Raw genomic sequence first — 16,701 nt, forward strand, 5'->3', positions numbered from 1 at the left:
CACACACCGCCACGGAAAGCCGAGAACCCCAGAGCCCATGTCATCGACCGATCTCACGCCGGCGCCCGGCACCCCCGATGCCGGCGCTCCCGTGCCCGCGGAAGCCGTCGCCCCCCTGATGCGCGGGATCGCCGTGCTGCGCCGGCTCACCGAGGCGGGCGGGACGTCGAGTCTCAGCGGCCTGGAGCGGTCCACGGGGCTGGCCAGGTCCACCGTCGACCGGATCGTGGCGACGCTGGAGCGCATGGGGTACGTACGCCTGGATGGGCGGGACGCCGTGCTCGCGCCGCGGCTGATGGAGCTGGGCAACTCCTATCTGGCCGCGCTGCGGCTGCCCCGGCTGCTCGACGGGAGGGCTGACGCGCTCGCGGACGAACTGGACGAGTCGGTGTCGCTGGCGGTCGCCGACCGGGACGGGATCCGCTTTATCCACCAGGCGACCCGGCGGCGCGCGATGTCGCTGAGCTTCCGGATCGGCGATCTGCTGCCGGCCGAACGCACCGCGCCGGGCCCGCTGTTCGCCACGGAGTGGAGCGAGCAGGACTGGGCACGGTGGCGCGAGCGGCGGGCCGCGGACCCCGAGGACCGGGGTTTTCCGGCCCTGCCGCCCGCTGAACGTCCCACCGCGGACGGGGAGTTCGAGGGGCGTACGCGGGAGGCGGGCGAGCGGGGGTGGGCGCTGGACGACCAGTTGATCGAGCCGGGGCTTGTCGCCGTCTCCATGCCCGTACGCGAGAACGGCAGCGGGCGTATCGCGTGTGTGGTGAGCGTGGTGAGTCACACCAGCCGGCATACGGCGGACTCGTTGCGGGAGACCTTGCTGCCTCGGTTGCGGGAGACCGTGCGCGCGATGGAAGGAGATCTGCGCACCGGTCTGCAGGCGGCCATCGCCGTTCCTCCGGCCGCTCCGTCCGGGCTCGCCGTCTGGACGGGGGCGTCGAAGCAGGAGCTGGGCCGGGAGTTCGTCGAGTCGCTGGCGCGCGGGCTGACGGTGCTGACGTCGTTCGGCGAGGGGCGGGCCGAGCTGACGCTCACGGAGGTCGCGCGGGCTACAGGGCTCGCGCGCGCGACGGCTCGCCGGGCGCTGATCACGCTGGAGCACCTGGGGTACGTCACCTCGCACGGACGGACCTTCGCGCTGACGCCCCGCGTCCTGGGCCTCGGCTTTCCGCCGCTGTCCCGCACGACGCTCCCGCAGATCGCGGGACCGTACCTGGCCGAACTCGCGGGTCGGCTACACGAATCGGCGTCGCTGGCGGTCCTGGCGGGCGACGAGATCCAGTACACGGCGCGGGTCGCCACGAGCCGCATCATGAGCGTCAACATCACGATCGGGACGCGTCTGCCCGCGTACGCGACCTCCCTGGGCCGCGTCATGCTCGCGGACCTGTCCCCCTCCGAACGCCCCACTCCCGCCGTGCCGCAGCTGACCCCGCGCACGATCACGGACCCTTCCGCGCTGGCGGCCGTCCTGGACCGCGTACGGCATGACGGCTACGCCCTGCTCGACGAGGAACTGGAGGAGGGCCTGCGCTCCATCGCCGTCCCGGTCCGCGACCGCACGGGAAGGGTGGTGGCCGCGGTGAACGTTGCCATGCACAGCTCGCGACGCACTCCGGAGCAGTGCGTCGCGGAGGTGCTGCCTCAGCTGCGCACGACGGTGGACGCGATCGAGGCGGACCTGCGGGTGGCGGGGCGGTTCACCCGCGTACCGGCGTCGTGAGCCGGACGGCGCCGTAGGTCGCACCATGAAGTGAGAGCAGCGTTTCCTTCGAAGGGCTGATCCACGTGCCGAACGCAGACAGGGCCGGCGGTGAAGTGGGCGAAGTGACGGACGAGAGGCCGTTGGGCTCCAGGGCACCGGAGTTCATCAGGCGCTCGCGGCCGCTGCACCTGGGCTGGCGGGCCGGTGTCCTGCTGATCGGCCTCGCCGTCATCGTCATGGGCGTGATCCTGCTGCCGCTGCCCGGCCCCGGCTGGCTGGTGATCTTCGCCGGAATGGCGCTGTGGGCCACCGAGTTCGCCTGGGCGCAACGCGTCCTCCGCTGGGCCAAACGCAAGGTCACCGAGGCCGCCCATCGGGCCCTGGACCCGCGCGTCCGCCGCCGGAACCTCGTCCTGACCGCGGTCGGCGTCGCGATCTGCGCGGCGCTTCTGTCGGTGTACGTGTGGAAATACGGCTTCGTCATGCCGTGGGGGATCAACCGCTGAGCTGTGCGCCTGCCGGCCCGAGTTGGCGCCCGGAAGGCACTTACCTGACGCACCTCTTGACGCACCGGACACGTCCGCCCCAAGGTTGATCCGTTTCCGTACGTAAAACGTTGCCCACAAGGCTGGCGCGGGTTTGAAACGATTCAGGTTGGAGATGGCATGCTTCGTAGACGCTCGCTTTCCCTCGTACTCCTGAGAGGCCTGGTCGTATTCGCCGTGGTCGGAGGCCTATCGGTCCTGCCGGCGGCCGCGTCCCCCGCGGCATCGGTTTTGGAGGCGCCGTTCACCGTGAAGACCCTGACCACCAACGGCCGAGTGAACCCAATGGGCATCGATGCCGAGGACCCGGTCTTCGGCTGGCAGTCGGCGTCGACCAGACGCGCGACCTCGCAGAAGGCATACGAGATCCAGGTCGGGCGCACGCCAGGGGCTGCCGATGTGTGGTCGTCCGGCAAGGTGGCGTCCAACCGCCAAGTCGGCGTGCGGCACGGCGGTCCTGACCTGAAGGCGGGCACCCGCTACTCCTGGCGCGTGCGGGCCTGGGACGACAAGGGAATCGCGAGTCCGTGGAGCGCGCTCGCGCACTTCGAGACGGGCCTGCTCAGCCCTGGCGACTGGGACGGCGCCCAGTGGATCACTCGCCCCGCCGCCCCGAGTGAGTTGGACAAGTGGACTGACTACACCGCCACGGTCGAGTTCGAGCTCGACAGCTCTGCCTTCGGGATGTTCCTGCGCGCCCCGGATGTGAGCAACGGCTACATGTGGCAGTTCAGCGTCACGGGCTCCACTCCGACGCTGAGACTCCACAAGCAGGTCAAAGGCACGTACTCCGTGGTGCAGCAGGTGGATCTCGAGCCGCACGGCTTCACCAACGCGAGCCTCCTCGACGGTCGGCACACCGTCCGCTACGACGTGGCGGGCAGCACCATCAAGACCACCCTCGACGGCCAGCTGGTCAACACCTTCACGGACTCCACGTTCGCCAAGGGCTACATCGGCTTCCGTACCCACGCATGCTGCGACGAACGGGGAACCATCCACGAAGCCGTCGTGACCAGCGCCGACGGCGACACCCTGCTCGACACCGACTTCTCGTCGGGTCGGAACCCGTTCACCGGCGGTGACATCACCGACTCCGCCCTCGTCGTGTCCGGCACCACCGACGCCCTCTACCAACCCACTGCCCGGCCGCAGCCGCTGCTGCGCAAGGACTTCGCGACCAGGACCGGCAAGAAGGTCGCCTCGGCGCGCGTCTACGCGTCTGCCCTCGGCCTGTACGAACTGGAGCTCAACGGCAAACCGGTAGGCGACCAGGTGCTCGCACCCGGCTGGACCAACTACCACAAGCGCATCCAGTCCCAGACGTACGACGTGACGAAGCTGCTCGCCAGCGGCGACAACACGATCGGCGCGTCCCTGGCCGACGGCTGGTGGGCCGGCAAGGTCGGGCTCGGCTGGAGCCGCCAGTACGGGGACACCCCCGCACTCGTGGCGAAGATGCGCATCACCTACACCGACGGATCGGTCCAGTGGATCGCCACGGACGGTTCGTGGAAGGCGGCGGACGGGCCGTATGTGAAGGCCGATCTGCAGGACGGCGAGACGTACGACGCCCATCTGGAGCCCTCGGGTTGGAGCCGGCCGGGATTCGACGACGCGAAGTGGGAGCCCGCCGCGAGCCTTGAGTCCCGTACCGCCCTCCTGGTGCCGCAGAGCGACGAGCCGGTGCGCCGGACCCAGGTGCTCAGGGCACGGAAGCTGACCGAGCCCACCCCCGGAACGTACGTCTACGACCTCGGCCAGAACATGGTCGGCGTATCGCGCCTGACCCTCACCGGCTCCGCCGGCCAGACGGTCAAGATCCGATACGCGGAGGTGCTCAACAAGAACGGCACCCTCTACACCGACAACTTCCGCAGCGCCAAGGTCACCGACCGCTACACCTTCGCCAAGAACGGAACGGTCACCTACGAACCCACCTTCACCCAGCACGGGTTCCGCTACATCGAGATCACCGGGGTGACCGAGCCGCCCGCGCTCTCCGCCGTCAAGGGCGTCGTCTGGGGATCCGACCTCCCGTCCACCGGCACGCTGAAGACCTCGGACGGCATGCTCAACCAGCTGGTCAGCAACATCTCCTGGAGCCAGCGCGGCAACTTCCTCTCCATCCCCACCGACACCCCCGCCCGTGACGAACGCCTCGGCTGGACAGGAGACATCAGCCTGTTCGCGCCGACGGCCAACTACCTGGTCGACACCCGTGCGTTCCTGTCCCACTGGATGGCGGAGGTGCGTAACTCCCAGTACGGGAACGGGGACTTGCCGGCGGTCGTGCCGACCCCTCAGGGCCAGTTCGGCGAGAGCGGTGTCGGCTGGTCCGACGTGATGATCACCGTGCCGTACCACGTGTGGCGCGCCTACGACGACACCAGCATCCTGCGCGAGAACTACCCCGCCATGCGGAAGTTCTTCCAGTTCGTGCGCGACAGCGCCGGAGCGGACCTGCTCGAGCCCGGCCGCACCACGTTCTTCACCAACGACTGGCTGCATCTGGACGACCCGACCGAGCAGGGCATCCTGGGCACCGCCTACTACGCCGAGAACGCCCGCATGATGGCCGAGGTGGCCAAGGCCCTGGGCGACGACGCGGCGGCGGCCGAGTACGGCAAGCTGTCGGCCGACATCCGCGACGCCTTCACCAAGGCGTACGTCGCAGCGGACGGCACCGTGATGCGCAACTCGCAGACCGGGTACGCGCTGGCCCTCGGCATGGACCTGATCTCGGATCCGGCACTGGTCGAGAAGGCCGGCGAGAAGTTCGTCGCCAAACTGGCCCTCACCGACTACCACTTGAGGACCGGCTTCATCGGCACACCGCTGCTGCTGCCCGCGCTGAGCAAGATCGGCCGCGACGACCTCGCGTACAAGATGCTGCAGCACAAGGACTACCCGTCGTGGGGCTACGAAGTCGCCAACGGCGCCACCACGATGTGGGAACGCTGGAACTCGATCATGCCCGACGGCAGCTTCGGCCCCGTCGACATGAACTCCTTCAACCACTATGCGTACGGCGCCGTGGGCGACTGGATGTTCCAGAACATCGGCGGCCTCTCGGCGATCGAGCCCGGCTACAAGCGCTCCCGGATCGCACCGGTGCCCGGCGGCAACCTGACGGAGGGCTCAGGAAGCCTCAAGACCGTCTACGGCCTTCTGTCGTCCAAGTGGAGCGCCGGCAGCGACGGCGAGTTCAACCTGAAGGTGACGGTGCCGGTCAACACCGTCGCGGAGGTGCACGTACCGGCGAAGACGCGTGGTTCGGTCACCGAGGGCGGCCGGCCCGCGGACGCCGCCAAGGGCGTGCGGTTCCTGCGCATGGAGGACGGGGCGGCCGTGTTCGAGGTCGGGTCGGGCTCGTACAGCTTCAGCGTTCGTGGGTAGGGCACGGCACGTGCGGGCGACATGAGTAACTGACGGCGCTCTCCTGCCAGTTCGGGTACCGGCTGCTGGCAGGAGAGCGCGTCACCGTCCTGCTAAGGACGGAGCAGGTGAGGTCCACTTCTGGTTGCTCGCCGATTACGCCATCCACACGACGCGGTGACAGACCGTTGACCAGGACTAACGGCGTCGACCCAGCCACACAATCCGGCCCTTGTCCTAACTCTTGACACCTTCTCGCGGCCGCCTATAGCGTCTCGCCGACTTTCCGAACACTGTTCTATATATCGGACATAGATCGCTGACACTCGCCCGCTCACCACTCCACCTGCTGCGTGAGCGGTCGCCGCGTCGGCGTCCTCGTCCGCTACCTCCTCGACCGCACGAAGAGCCGACCACCACCGATCTCCGGGCCGCAACGGGAACGGCCCGGCGCCATGCCTGTCATGGGCATGCAACCACCTCCTCCGTATGCGTACGAGCCGCCCCGGCGTCGTTCGTGACCCCGCTGAGCCACTCGGGCGTGACCCCGTACTCGCCCTGCCCGAGCGGCGAATCGACGCGGAGTCCGGCGTCGTTCGGGCACACGAAGAAAGGCAGGAGACCGCCATGTCCCCGTTTCTCGCACGGCTGGCGGCGATTTGGATCGCCGCCTGCCTGCTCTTCACAGGCCAGGCCCTGACCGCACCACAGCGGGCCGATGCCGCCGACCCGGGCTACCTGATGACGCACTTCGTCGGTGAGGGGGAGACCGGCCAGCAGCTCTACTTCTCACACAGCACGGACGGCCTGCGCTGGAAAGACCTCAACGGCGGCGGCATGACCCTGCGTTCCACGGTGGGCACGCGTGGAGTACGCGACCCCGCACTGGTCCGCTCCCCGGGCGGCGACAAGTACTGGATCATCGCGACCGACCTGTGCATCGGCTGCGGCCAGTCGTGGGACGACGCCATCAACCGCGGCAGCCGCAACCTCGTGGTGTGGGAGTCGACCGACCTGGTCAACTGGTCCGCGCCGCGACTGCTCAACGTCGCCGGAGCCATCCCCGACGGCCGCAACGCCTGGGCGCCGGAGGCGATCTGGAACCCGGCCACCAACGACTACGTCCTGTACTGGGCGACGAACGTGCCCCTCGACGGCAAGACGAAGCACCGTATCTATTACGCCCGCACCAGCGACTTCCGCTCCATCACCACCCCGCAGATCTACATCGACCGCCCCGGCACCCAGGAACTCATCGACACCCAGATCGTCGAGATGCCGGCAGGAGTCGGCAGCCACCGCTACGTACGGGCCTCCGGCGACGGCCAGATCACCCTGGAAGGCAGCAACTCGATCCTGGGAACGTGGACGCGACTCGGCGACCTCTCCGGCATCGGACTGACCGGCTCCCAGGTCGAGGGCCCGATGTGGATGAAGTTCCGGGACCGCAACGAGTGGGCCCTGTACCTCGACCAGTACGCCTCAGGCCGCGGCTACATGCCGGTCACGACGACCAACCCGTCCGCCTCCGGCACCTACCGCCTCCCGGCGTCGGGCGGCTACGACATGGGCGGCAACAAGAAGCGCCACGGCTCGATCCTGACCCTCACGGCCGCCGAGGAGAGCCGCGTCCTTGCCCGCTGGGCCGACACCCCGGCCAAGCGGCTCCAGTCGTTCAACTTCCAGGACCGGTACGTACGGCACGCCAACCTCGACGTGCGCATCGACCAGAACATCACCGGCCCGGACGCCCAGTTCCGGCCGCGGCCCGGCCTGGCAGGCTCCGGCACCGTCTCCTTCGAGTCGGTGAACTTCCCCGGCTACTTCCTGCGCCACTCCAACTACGACTTCCAGCTGGTCCGCAACGACGGCACCGCCCAGTTCGCCGCGGACGCCACCTTCCGCCAAGTCGCCGGCCTGGCCGACGCGACCTGGTCGTCGTTCCAGTCCTACAACCACCCCGACCGCTACATCCGCCACTACGCCTACCAGCTCCGCCTCGACCCGATCACCACCGCGACAGCCCGAGGCGACGCCACCTTCCGCGCAACGAACTGACGGGTCCAACCGCCCTCAACGCCCACAATCCCGCACCACAAGCCCCAGAGACCCCAGGTCAGAAGCACTCCAGCCCGCCGCCCCACTCCCCCGCCCCAATACGGAGACCCCTCGCCGACGCACATCCGCTACGCTATCCCTGGTCAATCCGGCCTTCGGGCCGCCGTCGGCCTTCGTAGCTCAGGGGATAGAGCACCGCTCTCCTAAAGCGGGTGTCGCAGGTTCGAATCCTGCCGGGGGCACAGGGCCTGACCAGGCAATATAAATCGAACAGCCCCCTCGAATTGATCTTCGAGGGGGTTTTTTCGTGGCCAGTGGGACCAATGTGGGACCGAGGCCAGCGGCAGCGTGTGTGCTGAATATGTGCCGACTCACTCCGGCTCCGTTGCAGCTCACAGCCCTGTTACGCGGCTGGCTCCTCTTCGGCGGCTGAGGGCTCGGGGTCCGGAACGGCCTTGGGGCGTCGTGGCGACTCGTGGCCAGGATTCTGCTGCGCCTTGCGTGGAACGATCGCCACGGGCGCGTCTGCGGCTTCCTGTTCGAATTGCGGAAGGACGCTGGTGTACGTATCGGCGGTGAGCTTGTACGAGGAGTGCCCGAGCATGACCTGGATGGTCTTCATGTGAATGCCGGCCGCGAGGGACAGCGTCGCGGCGCAGTGGCGCAGGTCGTGTAGCCGGATCGGCGGCAGGTCGTGCTTCTGGATGAGCCGGTTGAAGATCTGGGAGAGGTATTCCGGGTGGTACGGGCGGCCGTCCTCCCAGGTGAAGACGCGTCCGGAGTCGACGTACGGGCCGTACTTCTTGGGCTCTTTGCGGTGCTTTTCCTCCCACTCCGCGCGCTCGGTCTGCTGACGGCGCCGCCAGAACTTGAGGAGCTGGTGCGTCTGGCTGTCGAGCCGGATGGTGCGGGCGCCGCTGTCGCTCTTGGGGGTGTCCTCCCAGACGTCATAGGAGGCGGCGACGAGCTGTTCGCTGATGTGGACGGTGCCGAGGGTCATGTCGGTCTCGCGCCAGGGCAGGCCGCAGGACTCGCCGCGGCGGGTGCCGCGGAAGACCATGAGGTGGAACATCGGGTAGAGCCGGTGCTCGGCGACAGCGTCCAGGAAGGCGCCGGTCTGCTCGGCCGTCCAGACCATGACCGCGCCCGACTTCTCCCCCGTCTCGCGCCAGTGGGCGACGCGTTCGTCGGTCCAGACGAGCGGCTTGGGCGGGGTGTACTTCGGTAGGACGACGTGCTTGGCCCAGTTGTCGCTGATGAGCTTTTCGGTGTTCTTGGCGTAGTCGAGGGCGGCGCTGAGCTCGTTCTTCAGCTTGAGTTGGGCGCCGGGGCCGGTGATGTACCTCGGCTTCCTTCGGGCCTCGCGGAGCTTCTCCTTGGCCGCGTTCCATTGCTGGCGCAGTTCGGGCGGGCGCGGCTTGAGGGCATCCTTCCAGGCACGGTGGGCGGCCTCGCACTCCAGCCTGGCCAGCTCGGCGGCGTCCCGATTGGCGGCGTGCTGCTCGTTGTCGCGCCAGATCTGCTCGAACATCTCCTGCAGGTGCCGAGTACGCAGGTCCCGCATCTTGATCTGCCCCAGGGCCGGGATGAAGACCCGGCGGATGTGGTCGCGGTAGCTCTCGCGGGTGGAGCGCTTGAGGTCGACGCGTTTGTCGAACCAGCGGAGCAGGAAGTGCTCGACGGTCTCGTCCGAGAGCACGTCGATGCCGTCCTGCGCCTCGCCCCACAGCGTCTGGGCCTCTTCCTCTGCCTTCTTCTTGGTGAGGAAGCCTCCTCTGCGGACTCGGCGTCTCTTGCCGTCCGGCCCGGGCGGCAGCTCCATGGTGAAGTACCAGAGGCCATGGTCACGCTTGCCGAACTGAGGACACTCCGCCCCGAGTTGCCGCTGCTTGGGACGGCCACCGTCGTCGAGGACGGGTTCGCCGTCCTCCCCCAGGACGGGCCCTCTGCATGCGCAGCGCTTGTAGACCGAACCCTTGAACACAGTTCCCCTCCTGTGTGCCACTTGAGCTGCCAAGCGAGGGAGATCATATGTTGAAGCAGTTCGCCGTCTCTCGTCTTCTTGAACACACAGAAACGCACGCACTGACACCGATCCCCCATCAACGTGGGTAGATAGTGAGGCGACCAGCCCCCTGAAGAGCCCACATATGTGGTGGCGTACATGAGCTCTCTTACTCATCACCATCGATGCAGATCTTGATCGGCCGCCGAGAGAGAACTTAGACTCCGTCGGCACTTCCTGGGAGGCGCGGGGGCGGAACAGGAGAGTCTGACCATGCGAGATCGAAAAGATCCGGCCATCCGGAACGCATCGTCGGCGGTGGTGCGCCGATGACCCGGGACGAGGTGCTCGCGTTGCCGGTGACGGTCGACGTCCTGACGGCGGGCAAGGCGTTCGGCTTCAGCAGGAACACGACGTACGAGCTGATCAAGTCCGGCGAGTTCCCGGTGCCGGTGCGCCCATACGGCAAGGGCAAGCGGAGGGTGCTTACTTCGGAGCTGTGGGATGCCCTCGGAGTGCGACCGTCGGATTAGGGTGCGCTGTCCCTTGGAGTAGTCGGCGGCGTGTCAGCTACCTCGGGCACGCTGTCTGCCACCTGCGCTCGCTCAGCTCTGGTCGGGTCGGTCGAGTCCGAGATCAGTTCCGCGACGCGCAGGGTGCACTCCCACTCCGTCATCTGGCCCTTGATCACCACCAGGTACGACTCCTGGTCGGCGAAGCGGTACACCTGGCGCCACTTCTCTCTGATCCTTTTGTTCGGCAGGTACGTGTGGACGACAGCGTGGAGTTCCTCCAGTGCACTGTCCTTCGTTCCCAGCCCGCGGCGGATGATCGTGGTCCCGTAAAAGTCAGGGTTGCTTCCGCACTGCGCGATCACGGCCCAGTTGCCCATGCCTGCTCCCCCTTGGCACTGGCGGCATCGACGCTAGTCAGCCACAGCCCTGCCGCCTGGGCAAGGGGGCCGGTGACGCGGCATCAGCTCGCACCCATCCCAACGTCGGCTCCGCAAACCCCTTTCCCCGACAGTGAGTTGGCGCAGGCCGAGGTGCCGGCACTCTCCAGTAACCGATCTTCCCGTTGTACAGTCCGCCGTGCAGCTGCTGACCTCGGTTCACAGCCGAGTCTCAGATGTAGGGGTGACAATGCTGCGTTTTGGCATACCCTGCGCGTAGGAAGCAGGGGGACTTTGGGCTGGAGAGTACATGAGGGCGTACGGGCATGAGACGGACGGTGTCACCGCCGTTCCCGAGGAGGCGGCCTACCTGGCGGCGGTTGCCAAGCTTCTCCTCGAGGAGGAGAAGACGCTCACCGAGGCCACCGAGTGGATGACGAAGAACGCCGGACCGACGGTGTCGGGGCGGCCGTGGTCGCCGACCACGCTGCGCCGCCGTCTGCGGAACCCGGCGATCGCCGGCCTTCGGGAGAACGCCGAGGGTGAGCTGGTCCGCGGCCCGGCCGAGCCGCTGATCGACCGCGAGACGTTCGACGCGCTGCAGGAGCTCTTCCAGGAGAACCAGAAGAGCCAGGGCACCAAGTCCCGGCACGTGCACTACCTGTCCGGCGGTACGGCGACCTGCGCCTTGTGCAAGCAGCCGCTGGTGGCCCGGTCCACGGCGAACGGCGGACGCGGGTACGTGTGCGAGGTCTGCGGCAAGGTACGGATCTCCGCCGAGCCGCTGGACGAGTACATCGGCGAACGCGTCGTCGCCCGGCTGGCGAGCCCTAAGCAGCTCAAGCGGCTCGCCGCGTTCCGTGACCGGTTGGCCGCGGAGGCCCGGGAGGCGGAGCGCTTCCAGAAGGAACTGCGGGGCCACAAGGAGGAGTTGGCGACGGCGTACGGCGGCAAGGAGCTGAACCTGAGCGAGTTCCGGGCGGCCAAGGCCGCGTTGGAGAAGCGGCGCGGTGAGGCGATGGCGGCCGTACGGCGGGGCAAGGCCCTCGAGGAGCTGCCGGAGTTGACCCCGCAGGGCGTCGAGACCTGGTGGAACGAGACTGCTGGCCGTGAGCAGCGCAGGAACCTGGTGCAGCTCACCGTGCGGGAAGTGCGCGTGGGTCCGGCGACGGTGCGCGGGTCGCGGAAGTTCGACGAGGCCCGGTTCGAGATCTTCTGGCGGTAGCGGGCTGCCTGCGCTTCGGCTTGGCTGCCGACCCTTTCGGCGACTGCTCCCGCATAGGTCATTCATGGCGCGGAGTGGGTGGAACCCTGGCCGTACGCCTCCGCGCGCCTCCGGCCCGGAGGCGTAGGGCCGCAGTGACCATGAGCCGGATGGCGCGCGGTGGGGCAGGAATCCCCACTGACTGACGCAGGGGGTCGTCGAGAAGAGCGCTGGCCGCGGCTTGCACCACAGGGGCGGCCATGGGTGGGAATCGGTCGGAGAGCAGGTTCCGAGTCGCCTCCATGAGCGTCCGCCCTTCGGGACTCGGCGCCATGTGGTGGTGCTCGAAGTCGTCCATCCATCGGGCCAGCTCGGTGTAGGAGGCAGGGACGGCCTTGATGCCCATCCGCTCCGCCAAGTCGAAGTAGAAGGCGTGGGCCGAGATCTTCTCCCGCCCAGTGGTGCGCCGTATGCCGTGGTGATCGATCCAGCGCATCGGCGTGACGCAGAACGCCCCCAGGACGTACACGAACTCATCGTTGCCAACGGGCAGGCGGTCATGGAGCCGGTTCAGCCGGGCCACCGCGTCGCGACCGGCCGGATCGTCCTGTCCGGCAACCACCGTACGAAGGCCGCCATCGAGGCCGGGCTGTCGACGGTCTTCTGGCTGGAGGTCACGGACCCGTTGCCCCGCCAGAAGCAGATCGCGCTGCAGCTCTCCCACAACGATCACAGGCGAGGACGACCCGGCCCACCCTCAAGGCGCTGTAGAGGAGTTGGAGGACGTCTCGGTGCGCCTGTACTCGGGGCTGGATGACAAGATGCTCGAGCTCCTGGAGGAGGTGAGTGTGCCGAGCCTCGCGGAGGCCAATCTGGACTTCGCGACGGAACTGCGGACGTGTCCGGCCTGACGGACGAAGACCGTCGCGCCCGCATGGAGTAGCTGCGCCGCGAACTCGATGCGCGCATCGGCACGTTGGGCGGCGACCAGACATGACCGCCGACCGGCTGGCCGCACTACCGGACCCGGCTGGCATGTCCGACGCCGAACTGCAGACCGAGGTCGCTGCACTGATAGACGCCGACGCGGCCTCTGCGCGTCGCTGGGCCTGTGACCGCCAAGACTGCGACGGCCCGCCCCACGAGGGCTGGCTGCACCACCATGCCCGAGGCAGCCAGGTCACTCCTGGGGGTGAATGGACCTCATGGCTCCTCCTCACTGGACGCGCCTGGGGAAAGATTCTGGCCGTGAACACACTCATCCCCACGCCGGACGGCTGGAAGAAGAACGGCGAACTCCGCGTCGGCGACCAGGTATTCGACGAGTCCGGGCGCCCGTGCACGATGACTGCGGTGTTCGATGCCGTGCCCGAATGCGCGTATCGGCTGCACTTTTCAGACGGCACGACGATCGACGCCTGCGCGGACCACCAGTGGGTCACATGGGACTCGGCGGCCCGCAAGGCGCTGAACCGATCTGCCGGGACTGATGGCCAGTTCCCGGAAGATTGGCCGTCCTGGAGAGCTCCCGGCCGGTGGGGCAATGGACGGTCCGACGGCAGAGGGCCTCGCGTAGTGACCACGCAGGAGATCGTCGATACCATCACCGTCGGCAAGCGCGGCGACACGAATCACGCAGTACCGACCTGCAGACCACTGGAACTTCCTGAAGCTGAACTCCCCGTTGATTCCTACCTGTTTGGTGTCTGGCTGGGGGATGGCGACAGTAGGCAGGCGATCATCACGTCGGCCGACGAAGAAATCCCCGCCGCGTTCGAAGCTGCTGGCCACCCGGTGCTCCAGGTGGAGCATCGCAAGGGATTCTGCCCTCGTTGGTCGATCAGCGGGCTGCTTCCGCGGCTTCGAGCCCTGGGCGTGCTCGCCAACAAGCACGTACCGAGCGTCTACCTGCGGGCCTCCCGGCAGCAGCGCATGGATCTGCTCGCGGGTTTGATGGACGCGGACGGGTACGCCGAGGCTTCGAAGGTCGAGTTCTGCACGACAAGACGCCAACTGGCCGACGCTGTAGTGGAACTCGCCCGATCGCTGGGGCAGAAGCCGCGACTGTACGAGGAGCGTGCCAAGTACGCGGGCAAAGATCACGGGTCGCGATGGCGGGTGGCATGGAGGTCCACAATCCCGATGTTCCGGCTTCCCCGCAAGCAGAGCCGACACGCTCTCGGCCGAGCGCCTCAGCAGCTACGGAATCACCATCGGATGATCGTCCGTGCGGAGCCGATCCCCCCGCAACCGATGCGATACCTGTCCGTCGACTCGCCCAACCGCATGTATCTGGCGGGTGAGGGGATGGTCCCCACACACAACACCCGCACCGCCGCCGAGGGCGTACGGGATTGGGCGGCCACCCGGGCACGATGATCGCTGTCGTCGCGAAGAACGCCACGCTGGTCAAGGAGATCTGCTTCGAGTCCCCAAATCCGGCCTGCTAGCGGTCATCCCGCCCGAGGACATCCGCCGCTACAGCCCCGGCAACGGCCTGACCACCCTCCGCCTGAAGAACGGCTCGGCGATCTACGGCTTCAGCGCTGGGACCCCCGACAACCTCCGCGGCTTCGCCTTCGACAAGGGCTGGCTCGACGAGTACGCCGCCTGGAACCGCCACACCGCCCAATCGGTGTACGACATGCTGTGGTTCTGCCTGCGCGAGGCACCGAGCCCACAGGTCGTCATCTCCACCACCCCCAAGCCACTGCCGCACGTCAAGCGCCTCGTCGAGCGTGGCCGCCTCCCGAACTCGTCCGTCGTCCTGACAACGGGCCGCACGGAGGACAACCGCGCCAACCTCTCCCCAGCCGCACTCGCCGAGCTCGACGCCGAGTACGGCGGCACGCGACTGGGCCGCCAAGAGCTGGACGGTGTCCTGCTCGAGGACGTCGAGGGCGCGCTGTGGAAGCAGTGGATGTTCGAGGTCGAGGGCTTTCGCCTGGCCCGCCCGGCCGTACCTCCTCTGGAACGCCTGGTGGTCGCCGTCGACCCAGCGGTCACCACGACGGACAGCGCGGACTTCACGGCCTTCACGGTGGCCGGCCGCTCGTACCCCCTGGAGCTGATGTACGGCGACCGACGGCCTCGCGGCTACGTCCTCCACGCCGAACAGGACCGCTACACCCCGACGGCCGCCATGCGCCGCGCCGCCGCCCTGTACCACGAGCACCAGGCCGACTGCGTGGTCATCGAGGCCAACAACGGCGGCGAGTACATGCCCGCCCTGCTCACCGAGGTCGATCCCACCGTGCAGTGGCGCATCGTCCACGCCACCCGCAACAAGCGCGCCCGCGCCGCCCCGGTCGCGATGCTGTACGAGCAGGCGCGCATCAGCCACGCGGGCCCGCCGCGCAACTTCGCGACCTTGGAAGAGCAGATGACGACCTACGTGGGTGCCTCCGAGCAGGAGGAGACGTCGCCCGACCTTCTCGACTCCTGCGTATGGGCGCTCACCGATCTCTTCTTGGACGGTTCGGTGCCTGGACCGTCGCGTCCGTCCGACGGCCGTCTCACGGGCCGCCGTTGACCCGCTCATGCGTCTGTGCACCGGACCTGCGGTCGGTAGCCGTACTCAAAATTTCTGCCCGACGACCACCTTCACGGAGAAAACCCAACAAATTTGCCGATACCGCGCATTACGCGCTGATGGAGTTCCTGTGGCTGAAGATCGCGCTCAGCCCGGAGCAGATACGCGCCAGGTGTCGTACGCATCTGGGCCTCTCGCGCCTGGGCGGCATTGCGACGGAGCGTGGTCAGGCCGAGAGCAACCGCGCCTGCCGTCACGAGCGGCTGACCGGCCGGGATGCTGCCGATAGCTACGGTGGCCGCGGTGCCCAGCTCGAACTTCGAGCTCATGGCGCTGAAGGCCGTGTTCATCTTCAGCCCGCGCATGGCCTTTCGGAGTTCCTCCAGTGGCGTCTCGAAGGTCTCGGCGACCTTGAGGCTCAGGTACTTCTGGCGGGCGTCGCGATCCTCGATGGCTCCGAAGGAGTCACGGAAATCTGCAGCCGCAGTGTTCACCGCGTTAGCGAAGGCTTCGAACTCGGCTCTGTGCCGCTTGCGGAGCTGGATGATCTTCTCCACGGGCACGGCGTCGAGGTTGTCCGGCACCACGAGACGTACCGACATCAGACCGATCGCTTCTGTGAGGTCCTCTTCCGCAGTCGGCACAGACCGGAGCGGATTCAGCAGGGCCTGAGCAAGACGATCGGAGTCCCAGCCATAGACGCCATGGGAGGCGGGCTGGTCGGTGAGCGGGATGTAGCGGCTGCGTCGGGCCAGCTCCTCCGTCAGGACGCACTTGTAGATCCAGGCGAGGCTGGGTCGCATGGCGACCCACCTGACCTCGGGTGCTGCATGGGCCAAGGAGTACTGGGCGAATGCTGCATTACCCCAAGACCGCTGGGTGAACGACTGCTGCGCGAACCTGCTTCGCTCGGTGCTCAGGGCAAGGCCGGAGTCGATGAGAGCGCCCTTCAGCTCGGGCGCGACCTCGTCTTCGTGGAGTCCGGCGAGGCTGTTCCGCGGCAGAACCCCGATGGTCTCCCCAGGCTCCCACGAGGGGCCGGGCTCAGCGGTGACGCTGAACTGGCTGGCCTGGGCTGCCTGCCGAACACCATGTTCAGCTTCGAGTTCAGCCCCATGTTCCCGAAGCAGTTCCAGGAACAGCGGCGCGATCGCCTTGGCCGCAGCATCCGGCCGAGTGGTGATCATGAAGTCGAGGTCGTCGTTGAGGGCCGCGGCGGTGTCGGAGTCGGCGACCGGATAGCCATTCGGGACGACCCGGGCCAGGTGCGGCCAGTACAGGGCAGTCAGCTTGAGCCACTGTTCGTCACGACAGTGGATGTACGGGTAGTACAGGCCGATGCGCTGCACGAATCTGATCCCTCCCCTGGACGATCGTGATCG

The 16,701-nt window shown here is 67.6% G+C and carries 12 protein-coding genes and 1 tRNA gene; 9 read left to right on the forward strand and 4 right to left on the reverse strand.

Annotated features, from left to right (window positions below; all coding sequences use genetic code 11):
• Positions 1-37: 37 nt before the first annotated feature.
• The 5 genes from OHT21_RS18240 (at position 38) to OHT21_RS18260 (ending at position 7,928) form a co-directional block, all read left to right on the forward strand.
• Positions 38-1,723, forward strand: coding sequence for an IclR family transcriptional regulator domain-containing protein (locus tag OHT21_RS18240; protein WP_328769383.1), 1,686 nt, complete (start codon positions 38-40; stop codon positions 1,721-1,723).
• 65 nt (positions 1,724-1,788) lie between these two features.
• Complete coding sequence (locus OHT21_RS18245; protein WP_328769384.1) at positions 1,789-2,211, forward strand: TIGR02611 family protein; 423 nt, start codon at positions 1,789-1,791, stop codon at positions 2,209-2,211.
• A 288-nt stretch (positions 2,212-2,499) separates the two neighbouring features.
• A complete protein-coding gene (locus tag OHT21_RS18250) occupies positions 2,500-5,649 on the forward strand; it encodes a family 78 glycoside hydrolase catalytic domain (protein ID WP_328769385.1) in 3,150 nt (1,049 codons plus the stop codon).
• A gap of 606 nt (positions 5,650-6,255) precedes the next feature.
• On the forward strand, positions 6,256-7,686 hold the full coding sequence (locus tag OHT21_RS18255; protein WP_328769386.1) for a glycoside hydrolase family 43 protein: 1,431 nt from the start codon (positions 6,256-6,258) through the stop codon (positions 7,684-7,686).
• 169 nt (positions 7,687-7,855) lie between these two features.
• Positions 7,856-7,928, forward strand: a tRNA-Arg gene (locus OHT21_RS18260).
• Between the two features lie 161 nt (positions 7,929-8,089).
• Here OHT21_RS18260 and OHT21_RS18265 read toward each other — a convergent pair.
• Complete coding sequence (locus tag OHT21_RS18265; protein ID WP_328769388.1) at positions 8,090-9,670, reverse strand: site-specific integrase; 1,581 nt, start codon at positions 9,668-9,670, stop codon at positions 8,090-8,092.
• 350 nt (positions 9,671-10,020) lie between these two features.
• On the opposite strand from OHT21_RS18265, the gene OHT21_RS18270 reads away from it, so the two are divergent.
• The gene (locus tag OHT21_RS18270; RefSeq protein WP_328769389.1) at positions 10,021-10,224 is read left to right on the forward strand and encodes a helix-turn-helix transcriptional regulator; all 204 of its coding nucleotides are present in this window, start codon (positions 10,021-10,023) and stop codon (positions 10,222-10,224) included.
• Here OHT21_RS18270 and OHT21_RS18275 read toward each other — a convergent pair.
• Positions 10,221-10,583 (reverse strand): hypothetical protein, encoded by a 363-nt coding sequence (locus tag OHT21_RS18275; RefSeq protein WP_328769391.1) that lies wholly within the window; start codon positions 10,581-10,583, stop codon positions 10,221-10,223. The two genes, OHT21_RS18270 and OHT21_RS18275, sit on opposite strands and share 4 nt — an antisense overlap.
• A 310-nt stretch (positions 10,584-10,893) precedes the next feature.
• Between OHT21_RS18275 and OHT21_RS18280 the strand changes: the two genes are divergently transcribed.
• Entirely contained in the window at positions 10,894-11,808 is a 915-nt protein-coding gene (locus OHT21_RS18280; RefSeq protein WP_328769392.1) for a recombinase family protein, read from the forward strand.
• A 58-nt stretch (positions 11,809-11,866) separates the two neighbouring features.
• On the opposite strand, the gene OHT21_RS18285 is transcribed toward OHT21_RS18280, so the two are convergent.
• On the reverse strand, positions 11,867-12,409 hold the full coding sequence (locus OHT21_RS18285; protein ID WP_328769393.1) for an oxygenase MpaB family protein: 543 nt from the start codon (positions 12,407-12,409) through the stop codon (positions 11,867-11,869).
• 371 nt (positions 12,410-12,780) lie between these two features.
• Here OHT21_RS18285 and OHT21_RS18290 point away from each other — a divergent pair, with 371 nt between their 5' ends.
• Together OHT21_RS18290 and OHT21_RS18295 are read left to right on the forward strand one after the other, a co-directional pair.
• Positions 12,781-14,166: an LAGLIDADG family homing endonuclease gene (locus OHT21_RS18290; RefSeq protein WP_328769394.1), complete on the forward strand. Its 1,386-nt coding sequence runs from the start codon at positions 12,781-12,783 to the stop codon at positions 14,164-14,166.
• Complete coding sequence (locus OHT21_RS18295; RefSeq protein WP_328769395.1) at positions 14,087-15,319, forward strand: phage terminase large subunit family protein; 1,233 nt, start codon at positions 14,087-14,089, stop codon at positions 15,317-15,319. Before OHT21_RS18290 ends, OHT21_RS18295 begins: the two co-directional genes overlap by 80 nt.
• 71 nt (positions 15,320-15,390) lie before the next feature.
• Here the strand turns inward: OHT21_RS18295 and OHT21_RS18300 are convergent, their stop codons facing one another.
• Entirely contained in the window at positions 15,391-16,668 is a 1,278-nt protein-coding gene (locus OHT21_RS18300) for a DUF6236 family protein (RefSeq protein WP_328769396.1), read from the reverse strand.
• Positions 16,669-16,701 lie beyond the last annotated feature (33 nt).

This window comes from Streptomyces sp. NBC_00286, from assembly GCF_036173125.1.
Taxonomy (GTDB): domain Bacteria; phylum Actinomycetota; class Actinomycetes; order Streptomycetales; family Streptomycetaceae; genus Streptomyces.